Annotated in this window: 15 protein-coding genes; 5 read left to right on the plus strand and 10 right to left on the minus strand. The window is 33.5% G+C overall.

The window, feature by feature from the left end:
- The first annotated feature begins 79 nt into the window (after positions 1-79).
- Genes ACWPWS_RS00520 through ACWPWS_RS00530 form a run of 3 tightly spaced genes read left to right on the plus strand, consistent with a single transcriptional unit; the run spans position 80 to position 6,327 of the window.
- The gene (locus tag ACWPWS_RS00520) at positions 80-3,610 is read left to right on the plus strand and encodes a SusC/RagA family TonB-linked outer membrane protein (RefSeq protein WP_454045107.1); all 3,531 of its coding nucleotides are present in this window, start codon (positions 80-82) and stop codon (positions 3,608-3,610) included.
- Positions 3,611-3,627: 17 nt separating this feature from the next.
- The gene (locus ACWPWS_RS00525) at positions 3,628-5,004 is read left to right on the plus strand and encodes a RagB/SusD family nutrient uptake outer membrane protein (protein ID WP_454045108.1); all 1,377 of its coding nucleotides are present in this window, start codon (positions 3,628-3,630) and stop codon (positions 5,002-5,004) included.
- Between the two features lie 18 nt (positions 5,005-5,022).
- Positions 5,023-6,327: a TlpA family protein disulfide reductase gene (locus tag ACWPWS_RS00530; protein WP_454045109.1), complete on the plus strand. Its 1,305-nt coding sequence runs from the start codon at positions 5,023-5,025 to the stop codon at positions 6,325-6,327.
- A 36-nt stretch (positions 6,328-6,363) separates the two neighbouring features.
- On the opposite strand, the gene ACWPWS_RS00535 is transcribed toward ACWPWS_RS00530, so the two are convergent.
- The 6 genes from ACWPWS_RS00535 to ACWPWS_RS00560 all read right to left on the minus strand — a co-directional run bounded on the left by ACWPWS_RS00535 (position 6,364) and on the right by ACWPWS_RS00560 (position 12,661).
- Positions 6,364-6,639 (minus strand): DUF6520 family protein, encoded by a 276-nt coding sequence (locus ACWPWS_RS00535; protein ID WP_454045110.1) that lies wholly within the window; start codon positions 6,637-6,639, stop codon positions 6,364-6,366.
- A gap of 88 nt (positions 6,640-6,727) precedes the next feature.
- A complete protein-coding gene (locus ACWPWS_RS00540; protein WP_454045111.1) occupies positions 6,728-7,189 on the minus strand; it encodes a MauE/DoxX family redox-associated membrane protein in 462 nt (153 codons plus the stop codon).
- Between the two features lie 269 nt (positions 7,190-7,458).
- Complete coding sequence (locus ACWPWS_RS00545; protein WP_454045112.1) at positions 7,459-9,546, minus strand: DNA topoisomerase 3; 2,088 nt, start codon at positions 9,544-9,546, stop codon at positions 7,459-7,461.
- An 11-nt stretch (positions 9,547-9,557) separates the two neighbouring features.
- On the minus strand, positions 9,558-11,009 hold the full coding sequence (locus tag ACWPWS_RS00550) for a DUF4099 domain-containing protein (protein WP_454045113.1): 1,452 nt from the start codon (positions 11,007-11,009) through the stop codon (positions 9,558-9,560).
- Positions 11,010-11,087: 78 nt separating this feature from the next.
- A complete protein-coding gene (locus tag ACWPWS_RS00555) occupies positions 11,088-11,402 on the minus strand; it encodes a helix-turn-helix domain-containing protein (protein ID WP_454045114.1) in 315 nt (104 codons plus the stop codon).
- 407 nt (positions 11,403-11,809) lie between these two features.
- A complete protein-coding gene (locus tag ACWPWS_RS00560; RefSeq protein WP_454045115.1) occupies positions 11,810-12,661 on the minus strand; it encodes an RteC domain-containing protein in 852 nt (283 codons plus the stop codon).
- A gap of 371 nt (positions 12,662-13,032) precedes the next feature.
- On the opposite strand from ACWPWS_RS00560, the gene ACWPWS_RS00565 reads away from it, so the two are divergent.
- Positions 13,033-13,239, plus strand: a complete 207-nt coding sequence (locus tag ACWPWS_RS00565; protein ID WP_454045116.1) for a hypothetical protein — start codon at positions 13,033-13,035, stop codon at positions 13,237-13,239.
- Between the two features lie 90 nt (positions 13,240-13,329).
- Here the strand turns inward: ACWPWS_RS00565 and ACWPWS_RS00570 are convergent, their stop codons facing one another.
- The 4 genes from ACWPWS_RS00570 to mnmE all read right to left on the minus strand — a co-directional run bounded on the left by ACWPWS_RS00570 (position 13,330) and on the right by mnmE (position 17,316).
- Entirely contained in the window at positions 13,330-13,671 is a 342-nt protein-coding gene (locus tag ACWPWS_RS00570; protein ID WP_454045117.1) for a helix-turn-helix domain-containing protein, read from the minus strand.
- Between the two features lie 121 nt (positions 13,672-13,792).
- A complete protein-coding gene (locus tag ACWPWS_RS00575; RefSeq protein WP_454045118.1) occupies positions 13,793-14,962 on the minus strand; it encodes a site-specific integrase in 1,170 nt (389 codons plus the stop codon).
- Positions 14,963-15,063: 101 nt separating this feature from the next.
- Entirely contained in the window at positions 15,064-15,669 is a 606-nt protein-coding gene (locus tag ACWPWS_RS00580; RefSeq protein ID WP_454045119.1) for a helix-turn-helix domain-containing protein, read from the minus strand.
- Positions 15,670-15,930: 261 nt separating this feature from the next.
- The gene (gene mnmE / locus ACWPWS_RS00585) at positions 15,931-17,316 is read right to left on the minus strand and encodes a tRNA uridine-5-carboxymethylaminomethyl(34) synthesis GTPase MnmE (RefSeq protein WP_454045120.1); all 1,386 of its coding nucleotides are present in this window, start codon (positions 17,314-17,316) and stop codon (positions 15,931-15,933) included.
- Between the two features lie 462 nt (positions 17,317-17,778).
- Here mnmE and ACWPWS_RS00590 point away from each other — a divergent pair, with 462 nt between their 5' ends.
- Positions 17,779-18,795, plus strand: a complete 1,017-nt coding sequence (locus ACWPWS_RS00590; RefSeq protein ID WP_454045121.1) for a hypothetical protein — start codon at positions 17,779-17,781, stop codon at positions 18,793-18,795.
- Positions 18,796-18,808: the final 13 nt, after the last annotated feature.

Genomic DNA, 18,808 nt, shown 5'->3' on the forward strand with positions numbered 1-18,808 from the left:
CCGTCCCGAGGTCCAGTCGGGACGGCTGCGGGTTAAAATTGAATTTATAAAGCTATTAACTAACCCTAACTCAAATGTAATGATTTATACCATTAAAGACAATGGTAAACGGCGGTCTATTCCCAGAAAAGATCAGCTATACATTGTCACGCACTCTAACAGAAGACCAGCCATGAGAACTACGATCTTCTACATGTTCTTACTCTTATTCTTGGCATGTACCAAAGTAACAGCACAGAAGATTGTTCTTTTCTCAAAAGACACACCATTTAAAAGTGTTATCCAACAGGTTCAGAAACAATCTGGTTATTCATTTGCCATAAACGACAGACATATGCGCATGGCTAAAACAGTCACGATTTCTGCACAGGATAAAGACCTTAAAGAAGTTTTGAATGAAATATTTAGCAGTCAGCCATTTGGTTATATCATTGATGGTAAGGTGATAATTTCTGTGGATAGGGGTAAGGAGCCCAAAACAAAAACTCCTCTAGAAAAAGAACAGGAACCCATCAAAGGAAAAGTCAGCAATGAAAAAGGGGAAGCACTTGCTGGCGCTTCTGTTAGGATCAAAGGAACAACTGTAGATTTTTTTACAGATGCAAACGGAAGATTTGAAATTCCTGCCAATTATAATGATGCAGTTTTGCAGGTGTCATATATAGGGTATGCTATAACTGAAGTATCCGCTAGCGAAGCTTCCAATATTTTTTTGAGTCTTTCTAACAATACCATTGATATCGTTGATGTTGTATCAACTGGTTATCAAACGTTACCAAAGGAAAGGTCTACAGGGTCGTTTGCTACGGTAGGAAAAAAACTGTTTAACGAGCAGGTTGGTACTGATGTTCTGAGTAGGCTCGAATATATCACCAACGGCGTATCAGTTTTTCGAAATAACGCGACCACAACTTCTCAATTAATGGTTCGAGGACTGAGTACAATTAATGGTCCATCTGGCCCTCTTGTAGTAGTCGATAACTTTCCTTACGAAGGTGATATAAACAATATAAATCCTAATGATGTAGAAAACATTACGGTATTAAAGGACGCTGCAGCGTCGTCAATTTGGGGAAGTAGGGCCGGAAATGGAGTAATTGTAATTACGACTAAAAAAGGTAAATTCAATCAACCGCTTAGTATTGAGGTAAATTCAAATATAAAAATTGGAAACAAACCAAATCTTAGCTATTTGACACCTATGTCTAGTAATGATTTGATAGATATGGAAAAATTTCTATTTGACAAAGGTTTTTATAATAGTGAAATAACAAATATAAATAAACCAGTCCTATCCAATGTTGTAGAACTATTAACAAAGCTTAGAAATGGAAATATTTCTCAACAAGAAGCGGATGAAAAAATTAACTCATTTCGCAATCTTGATGTTCGTGACGACTTTTCTAAATATATATATGAAAAATCTGTCAACCAACAATATTATTTGAACATGAAAGGAGGTGCCAATAAAATTACGTATTTGTTTTCGACAGGATATGATAAAAATATTGATAATCTGTCAACTAGATATGATCGTTTGAATCTACGTACAGAAGCGTCTTTTAAACCATTATCTACCTTGCAAATGAATGTTGGTATACAATTTACGAATAGCAATAATAAGTCAGGTAAAATTGGTTATTCCGAAATGTTTAAAATTTACCAAATGTTAGCTGATGAAAATGGAAACGCAATACCGGTTCCACAAACATATAGTCAATCGTATAAAGACTCTGAAATGTCTAAAGGACAGTTACTAGACTGGAACTATTATGCTTTAAATGATCATAAAAATTCATCAGTAAAAAATAACACTCAGGATGTTTTAGCAACCTTTGCAGTCAATTATAATATTATACAGCCCTTAAGTATAGATCTACGTTATCAATACGAAAAACAACAAGATAACAAAGAAAGTCTTTTTAATCAAAATAGTTATTTCGTAAGAAACCTTATTAATTCTTTTTCCCAAGTGAATAGGAATAAAATTTCTAACATCATTCCCAAAGGAGGAATTTACGATCAGAATGATGGAAACCTCACCTCAAATAGCTTTCGACTTCAATTAAATTTTGACAAAACTTGGAAAGAACACAATACGACTATAATTGTAGGTGAAGAGGTAAGACAAATCAACAAAATTCTCAATAGGTATCGTACATATGGTTATCAAGAAGATGTGCTTACAAGCTCTTTCGTAGATTATCAAAATCTATATCCAAATTACGTAACAAATCAAATGGTGCGTATACCAACTAACAATGGCTTCTCAAAAACTGTAAATCGCTTTGTTTCTTTTTATACTAATGCAGCATATACATATAAAAAGAAATACACTTTTTCAGGAAGTATGCGACGTGATGCCTCAAATATTTTTGGAGTAAATACAAATGATAAATGGACACCACTTTGGTCTTCTGGAGTAAGTTGGCTTTTGTCAGATGAGAAGTTTTATAAAACGAATTTAATTTCCTTTTTAAAATTACGCGCTACCTATGGTTTTAGTGGAAACATTGACCCTAGTTTATCAGCAGTCACTACAATAGCTTATAATTCTGTTCCATCAGAATATACAGGAACCCCAGTTTCTCAGATTCGGAACTTTTATAATCCGGAATTAAGATGGGAAAAGGTAAGAACAACCAATTTAGGACTTGATTTTCGTGCGAAAGACAATCTGTTTTGGGGAAGCATTGATTTCTATCAAAAAAAAGCGACAGACCTATATGGCGAAATACCCGTAGACTATACAGTTGGATTAATTAATGCAACTATTACTAAGAATACAGCTTCTATGAAAGGGAATGGACTTGACGTTGAATTGAACAGTATTAATATAAATAAGAAGTTCAAATGGGAAACTGTATTAAACTTTAATTATTATAAAGATAAAGTGACTAACTACTACTTAAGAACTTTTAATGGTAGTTCCTATGTTAATAATACAAAAATTCCGCGAGAAGGTTTTCCAGTTTGGGCATTATATGCGTACAAATTTGATGGTCTTGATAACCTCGGAAATCCACAAGGATTCATTAAGGGCGAATCTAGTATTGACTATACAAGCCTCATAAGCTCTGGTACAACAGTTGATGATTTAATTTATGGTGGTCCGCGTTTACCAGTTTATTATGGCTCTTTAGGAAACACGTTTTCTTATGGTCCAATTTCGGCTACAATAAGGTTTACGTATTCTTTTGGAAACAATTTTAGAAGGCAATCTATTAATTACTCGAGTGCAGCTGTAGGGACATCAACTCATTCAGACTATGTAAGGAGATGGCAGAAACCAGGTGATGAATTGATAACTGACGTACCATCCTTCGTGTATCCACTTAATTCTTCTAGAGATAATTTTTATTATGGATCAGAATCATTAATTGAAAAGGCAGATTGTATCAGACTACAATACATTAATATTTCTTACAGCGTAGTACCCTTAGAGAGTAAACGCTCACCCTTCAAGAATTTACAGCTATTCCTTAACGCAAACAACTTGGGTATAATTTGGCGAGCAAACAAATATGGAATTGATCCTGATTATGCTTTTACAGGCTCCACATTTCCATCTCCAAAAAATATAGCAATAGGATTTAGGGCAGAATTATAAACTTTAAAAATAAACCTATGAAAATTTCATTTTTGGTAACATGCCTTTTAGTGTTAATTACGGCACTAATTAATGGTTGTAAAAAATATCTTGATATAAAGCCTGATCAATCGTTAGTTATTATAAACACACTTGATGATATGCAGAGCCTTTTGGATAACTTTTTTACTATAAATACGTTAACTGTTTCTGCAGATAATGTAAGTGCTGACGACTATTACATAACACCGAATGATTATCAAGCACTAACTACAGATTATTATCGTAACATGTATATATGGAATGCGACCGATCTTTGGGCTGAATACACGATATCTGTTAATGATTGGGGGCAGGTATATAATAATATATATTTAGCCAATACAGTACTTGCTAATATTAACAAAGTACAACGAACGGCAGAAAATGCAAGCACATGGGATAATATTAAGGGGCAAGCACATTTTTTAAGAGCTTATTCTTTTTATAAAGCAGCGTCAATATTTTGTCTTGCATACGATGAAAATTCCGCGTCAAATGAACTTGGTCTGCCACTACGTTTAGATCCAGATTTAAATATTCCTTCAAAAAGATCAACGCTGAAAGAAACCTATGATCAGATATTAAATGATGCGCAAATGGCAGCGGATTTGTTACCAACTTCACCACTGCATGTTTCTCGTTCGGCTAAACCCGCAGCTTATGCACTGCTTTCAAAAATCTATTTAGCTATCAGACAGTATGATAAAGCATTTATAAATGCAGATAATAGTCTCAAACTATACAAGGATTTAATAGACTACAATACTTTGAATTCCTCTTTAACGTTTCCCATAGGTATATTTAATAAAGAGGTTTTATATCATACCGTTTCTGGAACTATAAATGCCGCTCCTGCTAGTTCCTTAAGGGCTAAAATTGACACTACACTATTAAAATTATATGATGACAATGACCTTAGGAAATCAGTGTTTTTTAGAGATAACCCTGACGGTACTAAAACATTTAAAGGCAGTTATAATGGTTCAAGCTTATATTTTAATGGAATTGCTACAGATGAGGTTTATCTAATAAGAGCGGAATGTTTTGCGCGATTGGATAAACCAATAGATGCTATGAATGATATAAACGCATTACTTATGAACAGATATAGAACTGGCACCTATAAATCTAAGCCTATTACAAATACATCACAAGTACTTTCTGTAGTACTTGCCGAGAGAAGAAAAGAATTATTAATGAGAGGAATTAGGTGGATGGATATTAAGCGTCTTAATAAAGAAGGGTCAAAAATTTCTCTCAAAAGGATAATAGACAACGTTGTATATACTTTACCACCAAATGATTTACGCTTTGCTTTACCAATACCCGAAGATATCATACTACGGTCAGGAATGCAACAGAACCCAAGATAATTATTAAACGAAAAAAAAATGAAAATTTATAAAACAGTATTTTGTATTATAGCTTTATTATTCATATTAGTATCTAATATTCACGGCCAAGTAAAACCTTTGAAAATTGGTGACAAATGTCCTGCTGACTTGTTGGAATACTTACACTCCCAAAATGGTGTAAGTAAAGATAAATCTATAATATTAGATTTTTGGGCAACATATTGCGTTCCTTGCTTAAAGGCTTTTCCATTGCTAGACTCTCTTCAAAAACAATATGACTCGGAACTAAGTATCGTTTCAATTACAGATCAAAATGATGATCTGGTACAAGAAGTTTTAGATCGAGTATTTGATAATAAAAAATATAGTTTGACAATTTTAACAAAGAACAATTTCATTAAACAGTATTTTCCACATATGACTATACCACATTATGTTTGGATTAATAAAGATGGGCTTGTTAAGGCAATTACTGGTGAGAAAGAGAGCTTGGTTTCTGGCATGAAGGAATTCTTGCATGATGAAGTAATAAGTGTAAAAATGAAAATTCCGCAAATCGAATATTTGGGAGGGAAACCACTTTTTGGCAGCAATATAGTACAGGTCGGAAATGAACTTAAGTATCATTCATTAGTTACTAAATATAGACCTGATTTAAGTGGTGGATACTTTAGGGGAGAAAATTTTATAACATGTGTCAATGCACCTATATCTAAGCTTTATCAAATGATTTTCGGTAAATTTGATTTGGCTTTTTGGTCTGATCATAGACTTGAAGTTAAGGGTTTAAATACGGAACGAGATTCAGTCGAACTGGGGATATTTACTTCGCAAAGATTAATAGATTTATATAAGCAAATAAAACCTGATGTTGCATATAGTTACGAACTTGTTATGCCCGATAGTACTTATACAATTGATTCACTATTTTCAATTGCACAACAAGATTTAAACCGTTTTTTTAGTTCTAAAGGACTTGAAGGCCATCTTGAAAAAAGAAAAACAGAAATTTTAGCATTAACCATCATTGATAACGAGAAATTCAAAATGACTTGTACGGAGGAAAATAACCCGAATATTTATACAACCGACCTATCCATGAAAATAAGAGATCAGTCGATAAATTATTTAATTTCTCAATTTGCACCATTGGTTGAATCTTTAAATCTACCTTTGATTAATAAGACGAATTATAATGGGCGATTAACGGTGGAACTGAATGGCGACCTTAAAGATTTATTCACTCTAAATAGAGAACTTAAAAAATTTGGAATGTATTTAGAGCAGAGGAAAGAATTTACTGATATTGTAGTAATTACTAAACTTTCGAAAGAAAAATAATAAAATAAAGCCCCTAAGAATTTAGGGGCCTTTAGTTTAATCTCGTGGTAATACCTGATTTGCAGGCTTAGTGATGTCGGTAAACTGAGCCGCACAAACTTTAGATTCACCTCCACAACCCGAAGGCGAACTATGAGCAGTTGATGGGTTGTAATTGCTGAAATTTGCTATCCCTGGATCAGAATAGGACAAATTTGGATTTGTTGGCAAATACCAATTCGCATCGTAACTTTTGTTTTCTGGTGCATTTGTAAATGCGCTACCTACGGCAAACACTACGGCTGCGGCAAGTAAAAATCTAAAATTTTTCATAATTAATTATTTTTAAGATTAGTTTTGCCTACTCTAGTAAGGTTTTCGGCGACTCCTTTTTCTGAACCTAATAATTTATATTACTTTATTACTGATCGCTTGAATTTTCCAAGAAATTTAAATATTGATCTATTTCTTTTTTTTCTCGACTCAATCTAATTGATATAGAAATTATGACTACAAAAAATAGATTGAAAATGAGATGTTGAGTCCAAGATAGATGTGTTATTACTCCTCCACAGCTGCATGGGACATCATCAAAAAATTTAAAAAGTACAAGAGCTGTATATATTGTAAATAAACTCATGAGTATGAAAGACCCATATAATCCAATCATTCTTGTTCGCTCAAAAAATAGTGTTATAGCAATTCCAATTTCCAGTATTGGTAAGACCCACTTTAGAATAGGAGTTAGAGAATTTGGAAAAGGTTGACTGTTCAGATCACGAGCAAAACTGTCAAAATCCACAAATTTGCTCACTGCGGTATAAAGAAATAGTATCACCAACAGCAGGACAACGATGTCTATAATTAATCTTTTATTTCGCATGGCTTAGTTTATTTGTTAGTTTTTGAAGGATTTTGATTTTAATAATTTCCTTTCGGCTTTATTTTACAAGCCCCATTAAATTGAAAAATCATATCGTGAACAAGACAAATGTAAAGTTGTATTTCGTTAGAAAGCAATACTTTAAGGTGCTAATTCAGGAATTAGCACCGCCAGAATAGCGCTACCATTGATCAACATTGCCTTTAACTTTTTATATAAATTTGAATAAAAAATTAAATGGTGACATTTTAGCCACCATTTAACCTGTATTATTTTCTCTTTTTTTTCGGTTTTGCAAATTCAAATGATGTTTTCCCATATTCATCTAGTAAAATATACGCATCAAACTTGTTTCCTGACCGACTTTTCATTCCTCGTATAAGGGATGTTTTCTTTTTTAAAATCAAGTTCTCTATTTCTTTATCACTAAGCATAACCTCACAAACAGATTTAAATTGGATCCATTGGCAATTCTGGTCAGGACATTTAACAACATAATCATTAAAAATTAAATTATGATTTTTGCATTTTGGACATGTTAAAGCTGGAGTATTGGGTACTATAGTGGTAGATAATAATTCCGAAGTAATACTTTTAGCGTAATCCTCCATTTCCTTTTGGAACACCTGTGAATCCAATTCATTGTTCTCTATTTTTTGAAGAGCTAATTCCCACTGGGCAGTCATTGATACGTCGGCGATTTTCTTTTCCTTTACAAGTCCATATACTTGAATTCCTTTTTGGGTAGGGACTAGATTTTTTTTATCTCGTATAATATAATTCCGATCAAATAAAACCTCAATTATTGCTGCACGGGTGGCAGGAGTACCAATACCAATATTATCAAGCGATTTTCGCTCTTCTTCATTCTCAATCTGTTTACCAGCATTTTCCATTGCTGATAAAAGACTCGCCTCAGTATAAATTGCCGGCGGTCGAGTTTTCTTTTCCAAAATACCTACTTCTTTAATATTGAGTGAATCACCTTCTTTTAAAATTGGAATGTCCATTAAAACTTCCTCCTCGTTTTCATCATCTTGATAATGATTTTTTATAGCACGCCAGCCGGGGTCTATAACTCGTGACCCTTTCAAATTGAATTCATAATGTAAGGATTCAAGTTTTATATCCGTAATTTCTTTAGTGCATTGATAGCAAATGGCTTCAAGGAGCCTTAGGGCAATCATGTCATAAATTGCATTTTCCTTGGTTGAAAGAGCAGAAGGAATTTTTTCTGTTATCAATAATGCATGATGATCAGTAACCTTTAGATCATTAACAATCCTTTTATTAAATCGACCCCATTTGACATTGTTGATCCGTTCTTTATATCCTTCTCGATTTTCCAGGGCTCTTACCAAATCTGGTATTTCCGGCCAGATATCGTTAGAAATATACTTGCTACCAGTTCTGGGATATGTAATGAACTTTTTCTCATATAAGGTCTGAGCAATGGATAAGGTTTCTTCGGCTGTAAGGTCAAGTTTCTTGTTAGCTTCTTTTTGAAGAGCAGTAAGATCAAAAAGTAAAGGGGGCTGCTCGTTTGAATTACGGGTAATTACAGAATTAACAACTGAATTTCCGAGACGCTCAATGGATTTCATGACCTCCATCGCTTTATCTTTATCTTTCCATTTATCTTTGGACGTGCTAGAAAAGTTCATTCCATCTTTTGAATATTTTAGTTCTAATTGCCAATAGGTTTCAACTTTAAAATTTTTATTGTCAATGTATCTCTTGCAAATTAAACTCAAAGTCGGGGTTTGGACTCTCCCTAAAGAATAAACCCCATTTCCGGCTTGCAATGAAAGTGCTTGCGTTGAATTTATTCCTACCAGCCAATCAGCACGGCTTCTTGCTTGGGCAGCAAAGAATAATCCGTCAAAATCGTATCCCGGCTTTAAAGCAGCAAAACCTTGATTGATGGCTTTTTCTGTTAATGAACTAATCCAAAGCCGTTCAAATGGTTTTTTACATTTTAAATAATTATAGATATACCTGAATATAAGTTCGCCTTCTCTTCCTGCGTCAGTAGCAACGATTATACTTTCACATTCTTCAAAAATCGTTTCTATAATTTTCAGCTGCTTTATTGCTCCTGGATCATCTAGATACCCTTTTTCTTTCTTTACTTTCCTTACAGTTAGTATGAATGGATCTGGTAAAATTGGTAGACTTTCCTTTAGAAAGCCTGTTATACCATAATCTGATGGCATTGCTAAGGAAATCAAATGACCTATCGCCCATGTTACAAGATACCCATTGCCTTTGAGGTATCCATCATGCTTTTCTGTAGCTCCCAGAAGAGCCGCTATTTCACGGGCAACGCTTGGTTTTTCTGCTATTACTGCTTTCATGATTTAGACTTTTATGATACTTTGCGACCTCTTTTTTTAGGAGAATTAGATACCTCATTTTGTTTATTCTGCTGCGTTTTATTGCGAGGTCCAGTTTGTCCTGATTTTAATGGCTCCTTGATATTCTTTGTAGCTTCATTTGTTTTACCCTCAGAATTAACTGCAACTTGCGTTTTATGAGTTTCTGCAGGGGTTGACTTTTGCTTAAGATTATTCGGATTTTTAAAATTAAAGTCTAACTTTCCACTCTCTTTATTAAGCCAAACATATCCCGGATATTCTTTTCCTGAACCATTTTTAAAATCAGTAATATATACTGTTTCGCCGTTTGAAATCTTATTATACTGGTCGAATGTAAACTCTTTCCTTCTGTAAACTTTAGGTATCTCAGTTGATTGACTTTGAGAATTTTCCTGATTTTGGATTTTAGAATTACCTTTATCAAACTGAAACTCAATATGGCCTTTAAATGCATTAAATTGAATTTCTCCATTAAACAAAGAATTACGCTTTGAAAGCATGCCTTCAAGGTATATTGATTTTCCTTCCAACAACTCTTTTTTTTGTTCCGGTGAAACCGTCACTCCCTTGATCACATCATCAATTTGAATATTTGCTACTGAATAAGCAACCACTTGCTTTGTATCCCTATCAAGGCTTATTAAATGGGGTAAATGAGTTTTACCGTCTTCAGTCAGATTAACTGCTCGTCCCATGTTTCCTTTTTCCAACAAATTAGCCTTGTCTTCATCTGTAAATTGATGTCCAAAAAAAGGTATCTCCAATTCTATTTCATTCTTCTTAGGAAGCATGTTAAAGACAGCTTTACCATTTTTGCCCATTTCAAGCCAAAGTTTGCCTTCTGTATCGAGTTTTTGATTTCCGACTTTTACTGATATTGGAAGCATTTCGGCTGTTTTAAATCCTTTTAATAGAGAGTCAAGTAGACCAGTTTTTACGAAATCTTCCTGTGTCCAACCAAGATTTTGAAGACTCTTCCAGTCAATTTTGTCTACTGAATAGCGGGGGCTATTTTCAGGTTTGTTTTCTTGTTGTGCCATAGTATTTTTATTATTTTGTGGGTTTAAAATTTCTTTGAGACCTTTCAAAAGATCTGCTCCTTCAAGTTTTGCAGTATTAACAAACTGTTGCATTTTTTTTGCTATTATTACAGCAGTCTGAATCGGGACTTTAAAAAAATTAAAGCGTGTAGGATTACTAATCTGGCTAAAGAAATTCCTTAAAAAATTGGAAAGCATATCTTCATTTTTATTAATTTTCAAAAATGAATTTTCCTTTCTTTTTGTAGGATCTACAGTTTCTAGTTCATCCTTCTCTCCAGGTTTTTTCTTGACACCCTTTACGGCCAAAATTTTATTGGTCTCCTTATCGTGCACAAGTAGAGTATCCGTTAAATCATTTACCTGATCTGTTTTTTTCTTTGGTGATTGATTATCGCTCATAACATTAATACTTTATAAAATCTCAGATCAAGGTATTTTATATATTGATACAAACCAGTAAGTTGGAATTAGAAGGAACTATTCGTCTGTCATTTTCCTTTTACGTTTGGTAGGAGTATTGAAGCTGTCCCGAATAAATTGGTGTACATCCGACAATTTGTAATAAAGTTTACCACTAATAGTGTAATAGAGTAATTTACCTTCGGACCTGTATCGTTGCAAAGAACGATTACTAATTTTCAGCATTTGAAGTAGATCTTGATTGTCAAGCAATTCTTCTCCATCAATTGCATTGTTGTTTTTTTTCATTTCTCTTACACATTGAGAAAGCAAATCGAATCGATCCATGATTCGATCCATCCAGGCAATAAATTCTAATCTGTCTATATTCATAACATTTTGTTTTAATTATTTCTATTGACTAAGCTACATTGTGAAGTTTTTGAAACTCCTAAAGGTGGAATTGAATACCTTATTTTTCCGCTGGTTTCCTATCGCATTTAATAGAATTTGTAAGTAAGTTTGAATTGATTCCTTTCCTTTGAATAATTTCTACTAGACAAAATTGAAAAGTTTGTTTGGGTTTGATTTCCTATATGTGTCTATCGGAAACATATATTTTTATATTTTTTATAAAATATTTTAAATTGTTGTTTATTAATATGTTATGATTATTTGTTTAATACTATGATTATATTTTAGGGAGATTTACCCATAGACACATATAGGCCAATGCACAAAAAAATAACAGCACTGAAGTGCTGTTATAAAACGTATATTAAAATGGCTGTAAATAATAGCTAGTAAGTATCCTCTTTATCCATATACTCTTCTAAGCTGTATTTCAGCTGGTCTATAAATAACGTTCTTGAACCAGAACGGGTTTTCATTCGGTGGAAACTATTATGTAAATCGTTAAGAGAAATATGAAATAAAACTTGAAATACTCCGCTAATTTTGCGTATGCCTAGTTTTCCATGAGAAATAGCATCAACTGCATGGAGGGCATATATTAATTCGATAAGTGCATTCTTTGTCTGAGTCCAAAGAATGTCTTTTGTCTCACCAATCTGCAAAATAAAAGAACTTTTATCTTCAGGATTCAATCTTTGCTGTATATAATTATACAAAAGATCGTCGGCATGAATGTGAGCCACTTTATAATCGTAATAAGTTGAAAATTGTGGATCAATTTCAAAAACATAACTGTTCAGTCCATCCATAATATCTATTTGACCCAATCTAAAGTATTTTTCATCTAGGTCGGTCCTTCCAGATTTGATATACCTATAGAAGTCTGAATCGATAAAATATTCCTTAAATTCTTTGTTCAGCTTTTCTTGTTCCTGCTCAAAATATCTGGTATAGATTTCTCCTCCCTTTGCTGGGCATGATATTTCGATTCTATAAACTTTATTGTAAAAGATAAGTTTCCCAAGTATCTGAGGCTTTATATCCTTAAAAAATTTTATCTCTTCATTTTTGTCCAAAAAGCCTTTTTCAGAAACAAGATCTTTTGTCTCATTTAGAAGTTCCTTTAAAACATTGGTCATTTGATGGGCTTCTTCTATTACCTTTTCGGTATTTAATGTAATTTTGCACTCTTGAATTTCAATACGTTTTACTATAGTATCATAAATTGATTTTATCATGGTAAAAATATATTAGAAAGGTTCTCATTATCAGGTCCAGTGATATCAGCAGTCTTAAAAATATAATATTTTTCCCTTTGTAGCGATTTATTTAATTTATCAATTAATTATATATTGTTTTGCTAATAACCTTATTGTATTCCTCGAATTCTATTAAAATATTTTATTCATTCATAATTTGATTCAAAAGCAATTTAAATTAATGTATTGTGTAATTATTTGCTATTTAATATTTGAAAGTATTAAGCCAATATTCGTAGGCTACTGTACAGTTACCGTTTATGTCAAAATCAATTTTATTGGCTTTTATGAAATGTAAACATTAATCGAATTTTAGTGTTAATGCTTTATTAATTAACTAGTTTCCAATTATGACTAAAAAAAGAAAAGTAAGGGAAAATTATCAAATGCTTACAAATTCATGTTTTATTGAAATAGAAGGGGTAGACCTTGAAGATATAAAGAAAATTATGGAAAAAGAAGGTACTCCCGTTTCTGACGAACAAGCAGAAGAAATAGGCGAATTTTTGAAGCTTCTTACAAGAATAACCATCAAAGAGGTTTTTTCTCCGAAATAAATATCTTGATTGTCTTAATCTCATAAATTATATGAAATACTAATCCTTCTAAATATAATATTTAGAAGGATTAAAATACCAGAATATTCTTTATTGCCACCTTTTCCTTGCCATTTTTTTTAAGATTTCTTTTCCGTTTTCATTTAATTCATCTAAGGATTTTTCTTTACCCTCTTGTATCCATTCTAATAATTCTTTCTTTGAAAAATGGAGCCTATTACCTTTTTTATAAAATGGTATCTCACGTAAACAAACCTTAGAATATAGTGTTGGTAATGATAATTTCAAAATCTTACATGCCTCTTTTGCACCGATAAATTCAAGTTCTGGCACTTCATTTTGGAGTCGCTCCAGTAAAAGATCTTCTATACTGTCCAATCTTTCTTCAATTCTTTTCAGAATATTTGGTATTTGATCAAATGTGTATTCCATACTTTTCTTTTCAAGTTAGATAAACAGAGAAAAATTATTTGAAAAGTGACTTTATCTGTCACAATTTGTCCTTTAAAGGAATTGGGGTACATATTCATATTTGATTAGAATCCACAAGTTTTTAGATATTTATGATATCTTTTGGATAATCACAATTATCTGTATTTACTATGTTCTTGCCTATATCAAATAAATTAATCTTAATTTTTTCGGAGGCTTCTTTTTTTAGACTGTCAACTATCTTAGCATATATCTCTGTCGTTTTGATATCTTTATGACCTAATAGTTTTGAAACAGTATATATAGAAGTGCCAGCAGCAATTTGTAAGGTTGCAAAAGTATGTCTGAAGCCGTGAAAGGTGAAATGTTTCTCTATACCTGCATTAACTAACCATTTTTTTAACTCCGCGACCGTATTATGATAATTCAAACCTTCAAATACTCTGGAATCGGACTTCCCTCGTGGCCCTAATAACTTTATGGTTTGATCCGATACTGGATGATATTCTGCGTTTTCAGTTTTTTCTTGATTATAAACTATATAATAATTGCCGTCCGTGCCATGAATCTCGCTCCATAATAACTTTTCCACGTCCGAATATCTAAACCCAGTCATAGCAGAAAATAGTCCGGCCTTTTTTACTATTGGATTGCGACACTCTGCATTTGCCATTCTTTCCAGTTCTTCCATAAATAAAAAAGGACGATGCGTTTGTTGCGGGGCAATACCGTCAATTATTGAACCTAGATCTGTTGTTAGGAAACGTTTTTTAAATGCTTCTTTTAATGTTAGCTTAAATCTGCCAAAATAAGCAACTGCTGTATTCTTTTTTATAGTTTTTCTACGCCCTAAAGCGGGACACGTTAACAAATAATCAGCGTACTCCTCACATAGGGTTTCATTCAACTCATTAAAGGGGATTTTAGGGCCTACAAAAGTCTTAAAATATCTAACAGACATCACCCAGTTATAACAGTTATCCCTCTTTCTCGCTTCCGATTCAAAGAACTCAATAAAATTTGACTTCATCTTTTCCTCGGAAATAAAATCGAACCTCTTGCTTTGTAATTCTATGTGCCGTTGAGCTCTTACATACTCTCCCAGAGCTAAGGTTTCTTTATTGAATTTCCTTTCAATATCGTTTTTGGGGCGATTATATATGTATAATTTTAGATAGTGTTTTCGTTCCATTTTTCCTGTTTCTGGATTATATATTGGAGGCCATATGTCCAGAAATAAAGATTGTCTGCCTTTGGATATTGGTTTTTTCCTTAATGTTACTTTTGACATAATTTTGGATTTTTGAGTAATATTAAAAATTGATGGGGTTGAGCTAGGTTTTCTGGCTCTATTAGGGGATATTTGGCGTCAGAATGCCAAATAAATTGGTATTATCCCGAATAGATACCCAACTCAATTCTTTTTAAAATATGTTCAATTTTAATCCTTGGCACATATACAAATTTGCCTTTTTGAAATTTTGGGATATTATGTCTTGCTATAAGATTTTTTAGGGAAGTCGCCGAAATGTTGTACTCTTTCTGTATTTGACCCATAGTATAGCAATCCTTTAAAGGTGTCCATTCAATCTTTTCCAAATCTTCAGTTGGATTTTGATCTACCTTTGGCATAATTTCAAACAGTGCATCAATATCTTTCTTTAATAGACGTATCTTTCTGATTGATAAATTAGCTGCTGGAATACTGCCACTCTTAACCATTCGATAGACTGTTCTCTTATCACATTTCAACAATGCAGCAGCTTCCTTGACTGTTAAGTAATCAAGGGTTTTAAGTGCAAAATAAGAGTTAGGATCTTCTTTAGATTTTGATTGGGTTTTGGGGACTTCCTGAGTTGCTTCAGTTAATTTTACTCTAAGTTCCCTAACATTAATCTTGTAAGCTCTGGAATTGCAGGTTTTGCTACAGTATTTGGTTACTGTTGTTTGTGCAATAAATTCAAGCCTACAATGCATGCAAATCTTCTTGATTTTCATAATATTTTATTTGTGGGAGGAATAATTTGGCTTAAGGTGCATTACGGTACATTTAGATACAATAAGATGCAATAAGTTACCTTAAGCGACATTACCTCTCCCGAGTTAAAAAAAATAAAATATTATTGATTTGAGGGACAAATAGGGGACAAAACTGAGCAAAACTAACCAAACTTTGAAAAACTCCTACAAAATTAAAATTTTTGTAAATTATTGATAATCAATAGTTTGGTTTGTTTTATTTTGTTTTATTTGTTGTACTTATTTGCCGATACAAAACTTAGAAAAAATATTCCCCAGCACTTCATCATTCGTCACCTCTCCGGAAATTTCTCCAAGATGTTCCAGGGCGTTTCTAAGCTCATAAGCCAGTAATTCTGTAGAGATCTGGAAAGAAATAGCTTCTTTTACCTTATGAACGGCATCCAGAGACTTTCTTAAGGCTTCGAAGTGACGCTGGTTGGTAATAACAACATTATTTTCTTCAGACTTTAACTGCTCAACATACGATGAAAGTTCATTCTTCAGATCCTGAATATTTTGATTTTCAACTGCTGAGATTTTAATGAAATCAAATTCGTGGGAAATGGCATTTCTGAAAATATCTTCTACCGTTTCGTATTTTGTAGGAGTTACTTCATCAATTTTTGTTGCGCAGATAATCAGCTTCAGATCTTCTCTCAATAGGGATTGGATCATTTCAATATCTTCCGAGAAATCTTCAGTAGCAGCATCGGCCAGATACACAAGGATATTGGCGTTTTCTACCTTTTCTTTTGCTTTTTTTACTCCGATAGCTTCAATTTCATCCATCGTTTCACGAAGTCCTGCGGTATCAATCAATCGGAAGGCATGTCCTTTAATATGAAGAATTTCCTCAATGGTATCTCTTGTTGTTCCTGCAATATTACTTACAATTGCTCTTTCTTCCTTCAAAAGAGAGTTCAGCAGCGTAGATTTTCCGGCATTGGGTTTTCCGATGATAGCTACGGCGGTTCCGTTTTTAATGGCATTTCCGTATTGGAAACTTTCAATCAGAGAATTTAATTTTAATTCAATTTTATCCAATAATCCACTCAGTGCACTTCTGTCTGCAAACTCTACATCTTCTTCAGCAAAATCCAGCTCCAGTTCAATTAAGGAAACGAAATTTAAAAGATCAGTTCTTAATACAGATATTTCGTTGGTAATTCCTCCTTTCAGTTGATTGATGGCCACTTTTCTGGAAGCTTCATTTTCAGAGGCAATCACATCAGCAATCGCTTCCGCCTGGGAAAGGTCAATTCTTCCATTGATAAAAGCACGAAGGGTAAATTCTCCCGCCTTGGCCATTCTTGCTCCATTTTTGATCAGCGTTTCAAGAATACGTTTTCCGATATGCGGGGAGCCGTGAAAAGCAATCTCCACAGAATTTTCAGTGGTGAAACTTTTTGGAGCCAGGAAGATTGACAGCATTACCTCATCAATAGCTTCCTCCTCATCCATAAAATAACCGTAATGAATGGTGTGGGATTTCTGTTTTTCCAGTTGTTTTGCCGGAAAACTTTTCTGAACTACAGATAAAGCCTCATTTCCTGAAACTCGGATGATGCCTAAAGCACCAATTCCATTGGCAGTAGCCAGTGCACATATCGTATCGTTATTCATGCTGCAAATTTACGGTTTTTAATGTGAATTTGCATGGAGGTCTGCTATTCAGATTATCTATTGTCTTATTCAGTTTAAAAAAAGGAAGATTTGAAATGTATTGTGTTTTGAATAAAGAATAAAGAATAAAGAATAAAGAATTCCTCTTATTAAACATACAAGGAATACACTATTTTAAATTTAAAATATATAAAATAATTCTGTTGAATGTAAATACTATTTAAAGCGTACAATTTGTTGGAAGTAACATTTATAAGTGTTTTCTGATAGTGCTGGAAATGGAGTGTGCTGGTTAAATATCATATCCATCTGAAAAAATTAAACAGTTGTTTGGTATGTTAATTGTTGTTAGTCGGTCGATGATGTTGAAAATTTAAATTTTTATTATTAAAACAGTAATAATTTGTTAAAGTATTATAAATGTATATGAATAACCTATTTTTTTTAAAGATTAATAAAAAAATGATTTTTTTATTAATGCTTGCTTTTAGCGCTGTGGCTTATGCTCAGTGTATTCCTTATACAGGGCAGGCGATGACCGGTGGAAATACGTATTGTCTTAACGGAAATCTTAATATAAGTACCAATATCAGTATCCCGAACGGAGCGACACTTATTATTCAGTCCGGGCAGCTGCATTCCAATAGTATTCAGGTTGATGGAGTATTGGAAATTGCTGACGGAGCTAGTGTTCAGTCTACAGGAACTGTGAAAGTAGGAACTTTCGGATCTCAGAAAAATTCAAAAATTAAACTGGGAACGAAATCTTTTCTATCGCTTGTAGGATCAGTGATTCAGGAAGATCCTTCTTTTGGAGGCTTTTATCCCGGAACAACTTCTGTTATTGAAATGGGAACAAGCAGTGTGGTGGAAATTTGTGGAACATTTACCCAGCAGTCTACAACCTATCCTTCCGTTGAATATGTAGGTATTCCTGCCGGAAGAGCGTACTGTATTGCAAAAGCAGACGTAAGTGGTGGAGGTGGAGCTTCCATCATCAGCGATGACAGTCAGATCGTAGCTATTGTGATGGGATCTGTAACAGGATTAGGAATGGGAAATTCCAGTTTCTGCGGCCCCAATGCAACAAAAGCCATGTGTCCTTCTCTTTGGCCTGAAGGTTTGTCTGAAGATAAAACAAGTTGTGGAAATGCGCCTGTGATTATTGATGAGATTGACGGATTTTGTACAAAACCCGGAATTTCCGGTACACCAGATGGATTTACTAAATTCGGAATTACCATACAGCAGAAAAATAAAGCATGGCCGGAAAATGTACCGAATGGATTTTTGGCTATGGAATCAAAAAACAAAGGTTTTGTCATTACCAGAGTTCAGCACGTAAGCCAGACACCACAGCCTGGAGATGCCATCGCAGAACCGAAAGAAGGAATGCTCCTGTATGATATTCAGGATAAATGTGTAAAGCTTTATAACGGCACCGAATGGAAATGTGTACAAAGAAGCTGTAATGATTAAACCAATAAATAGA

It is taken from the genome of Chryseobacterium sp. Marseille-Q8038 (assembly GCF_965111995.1).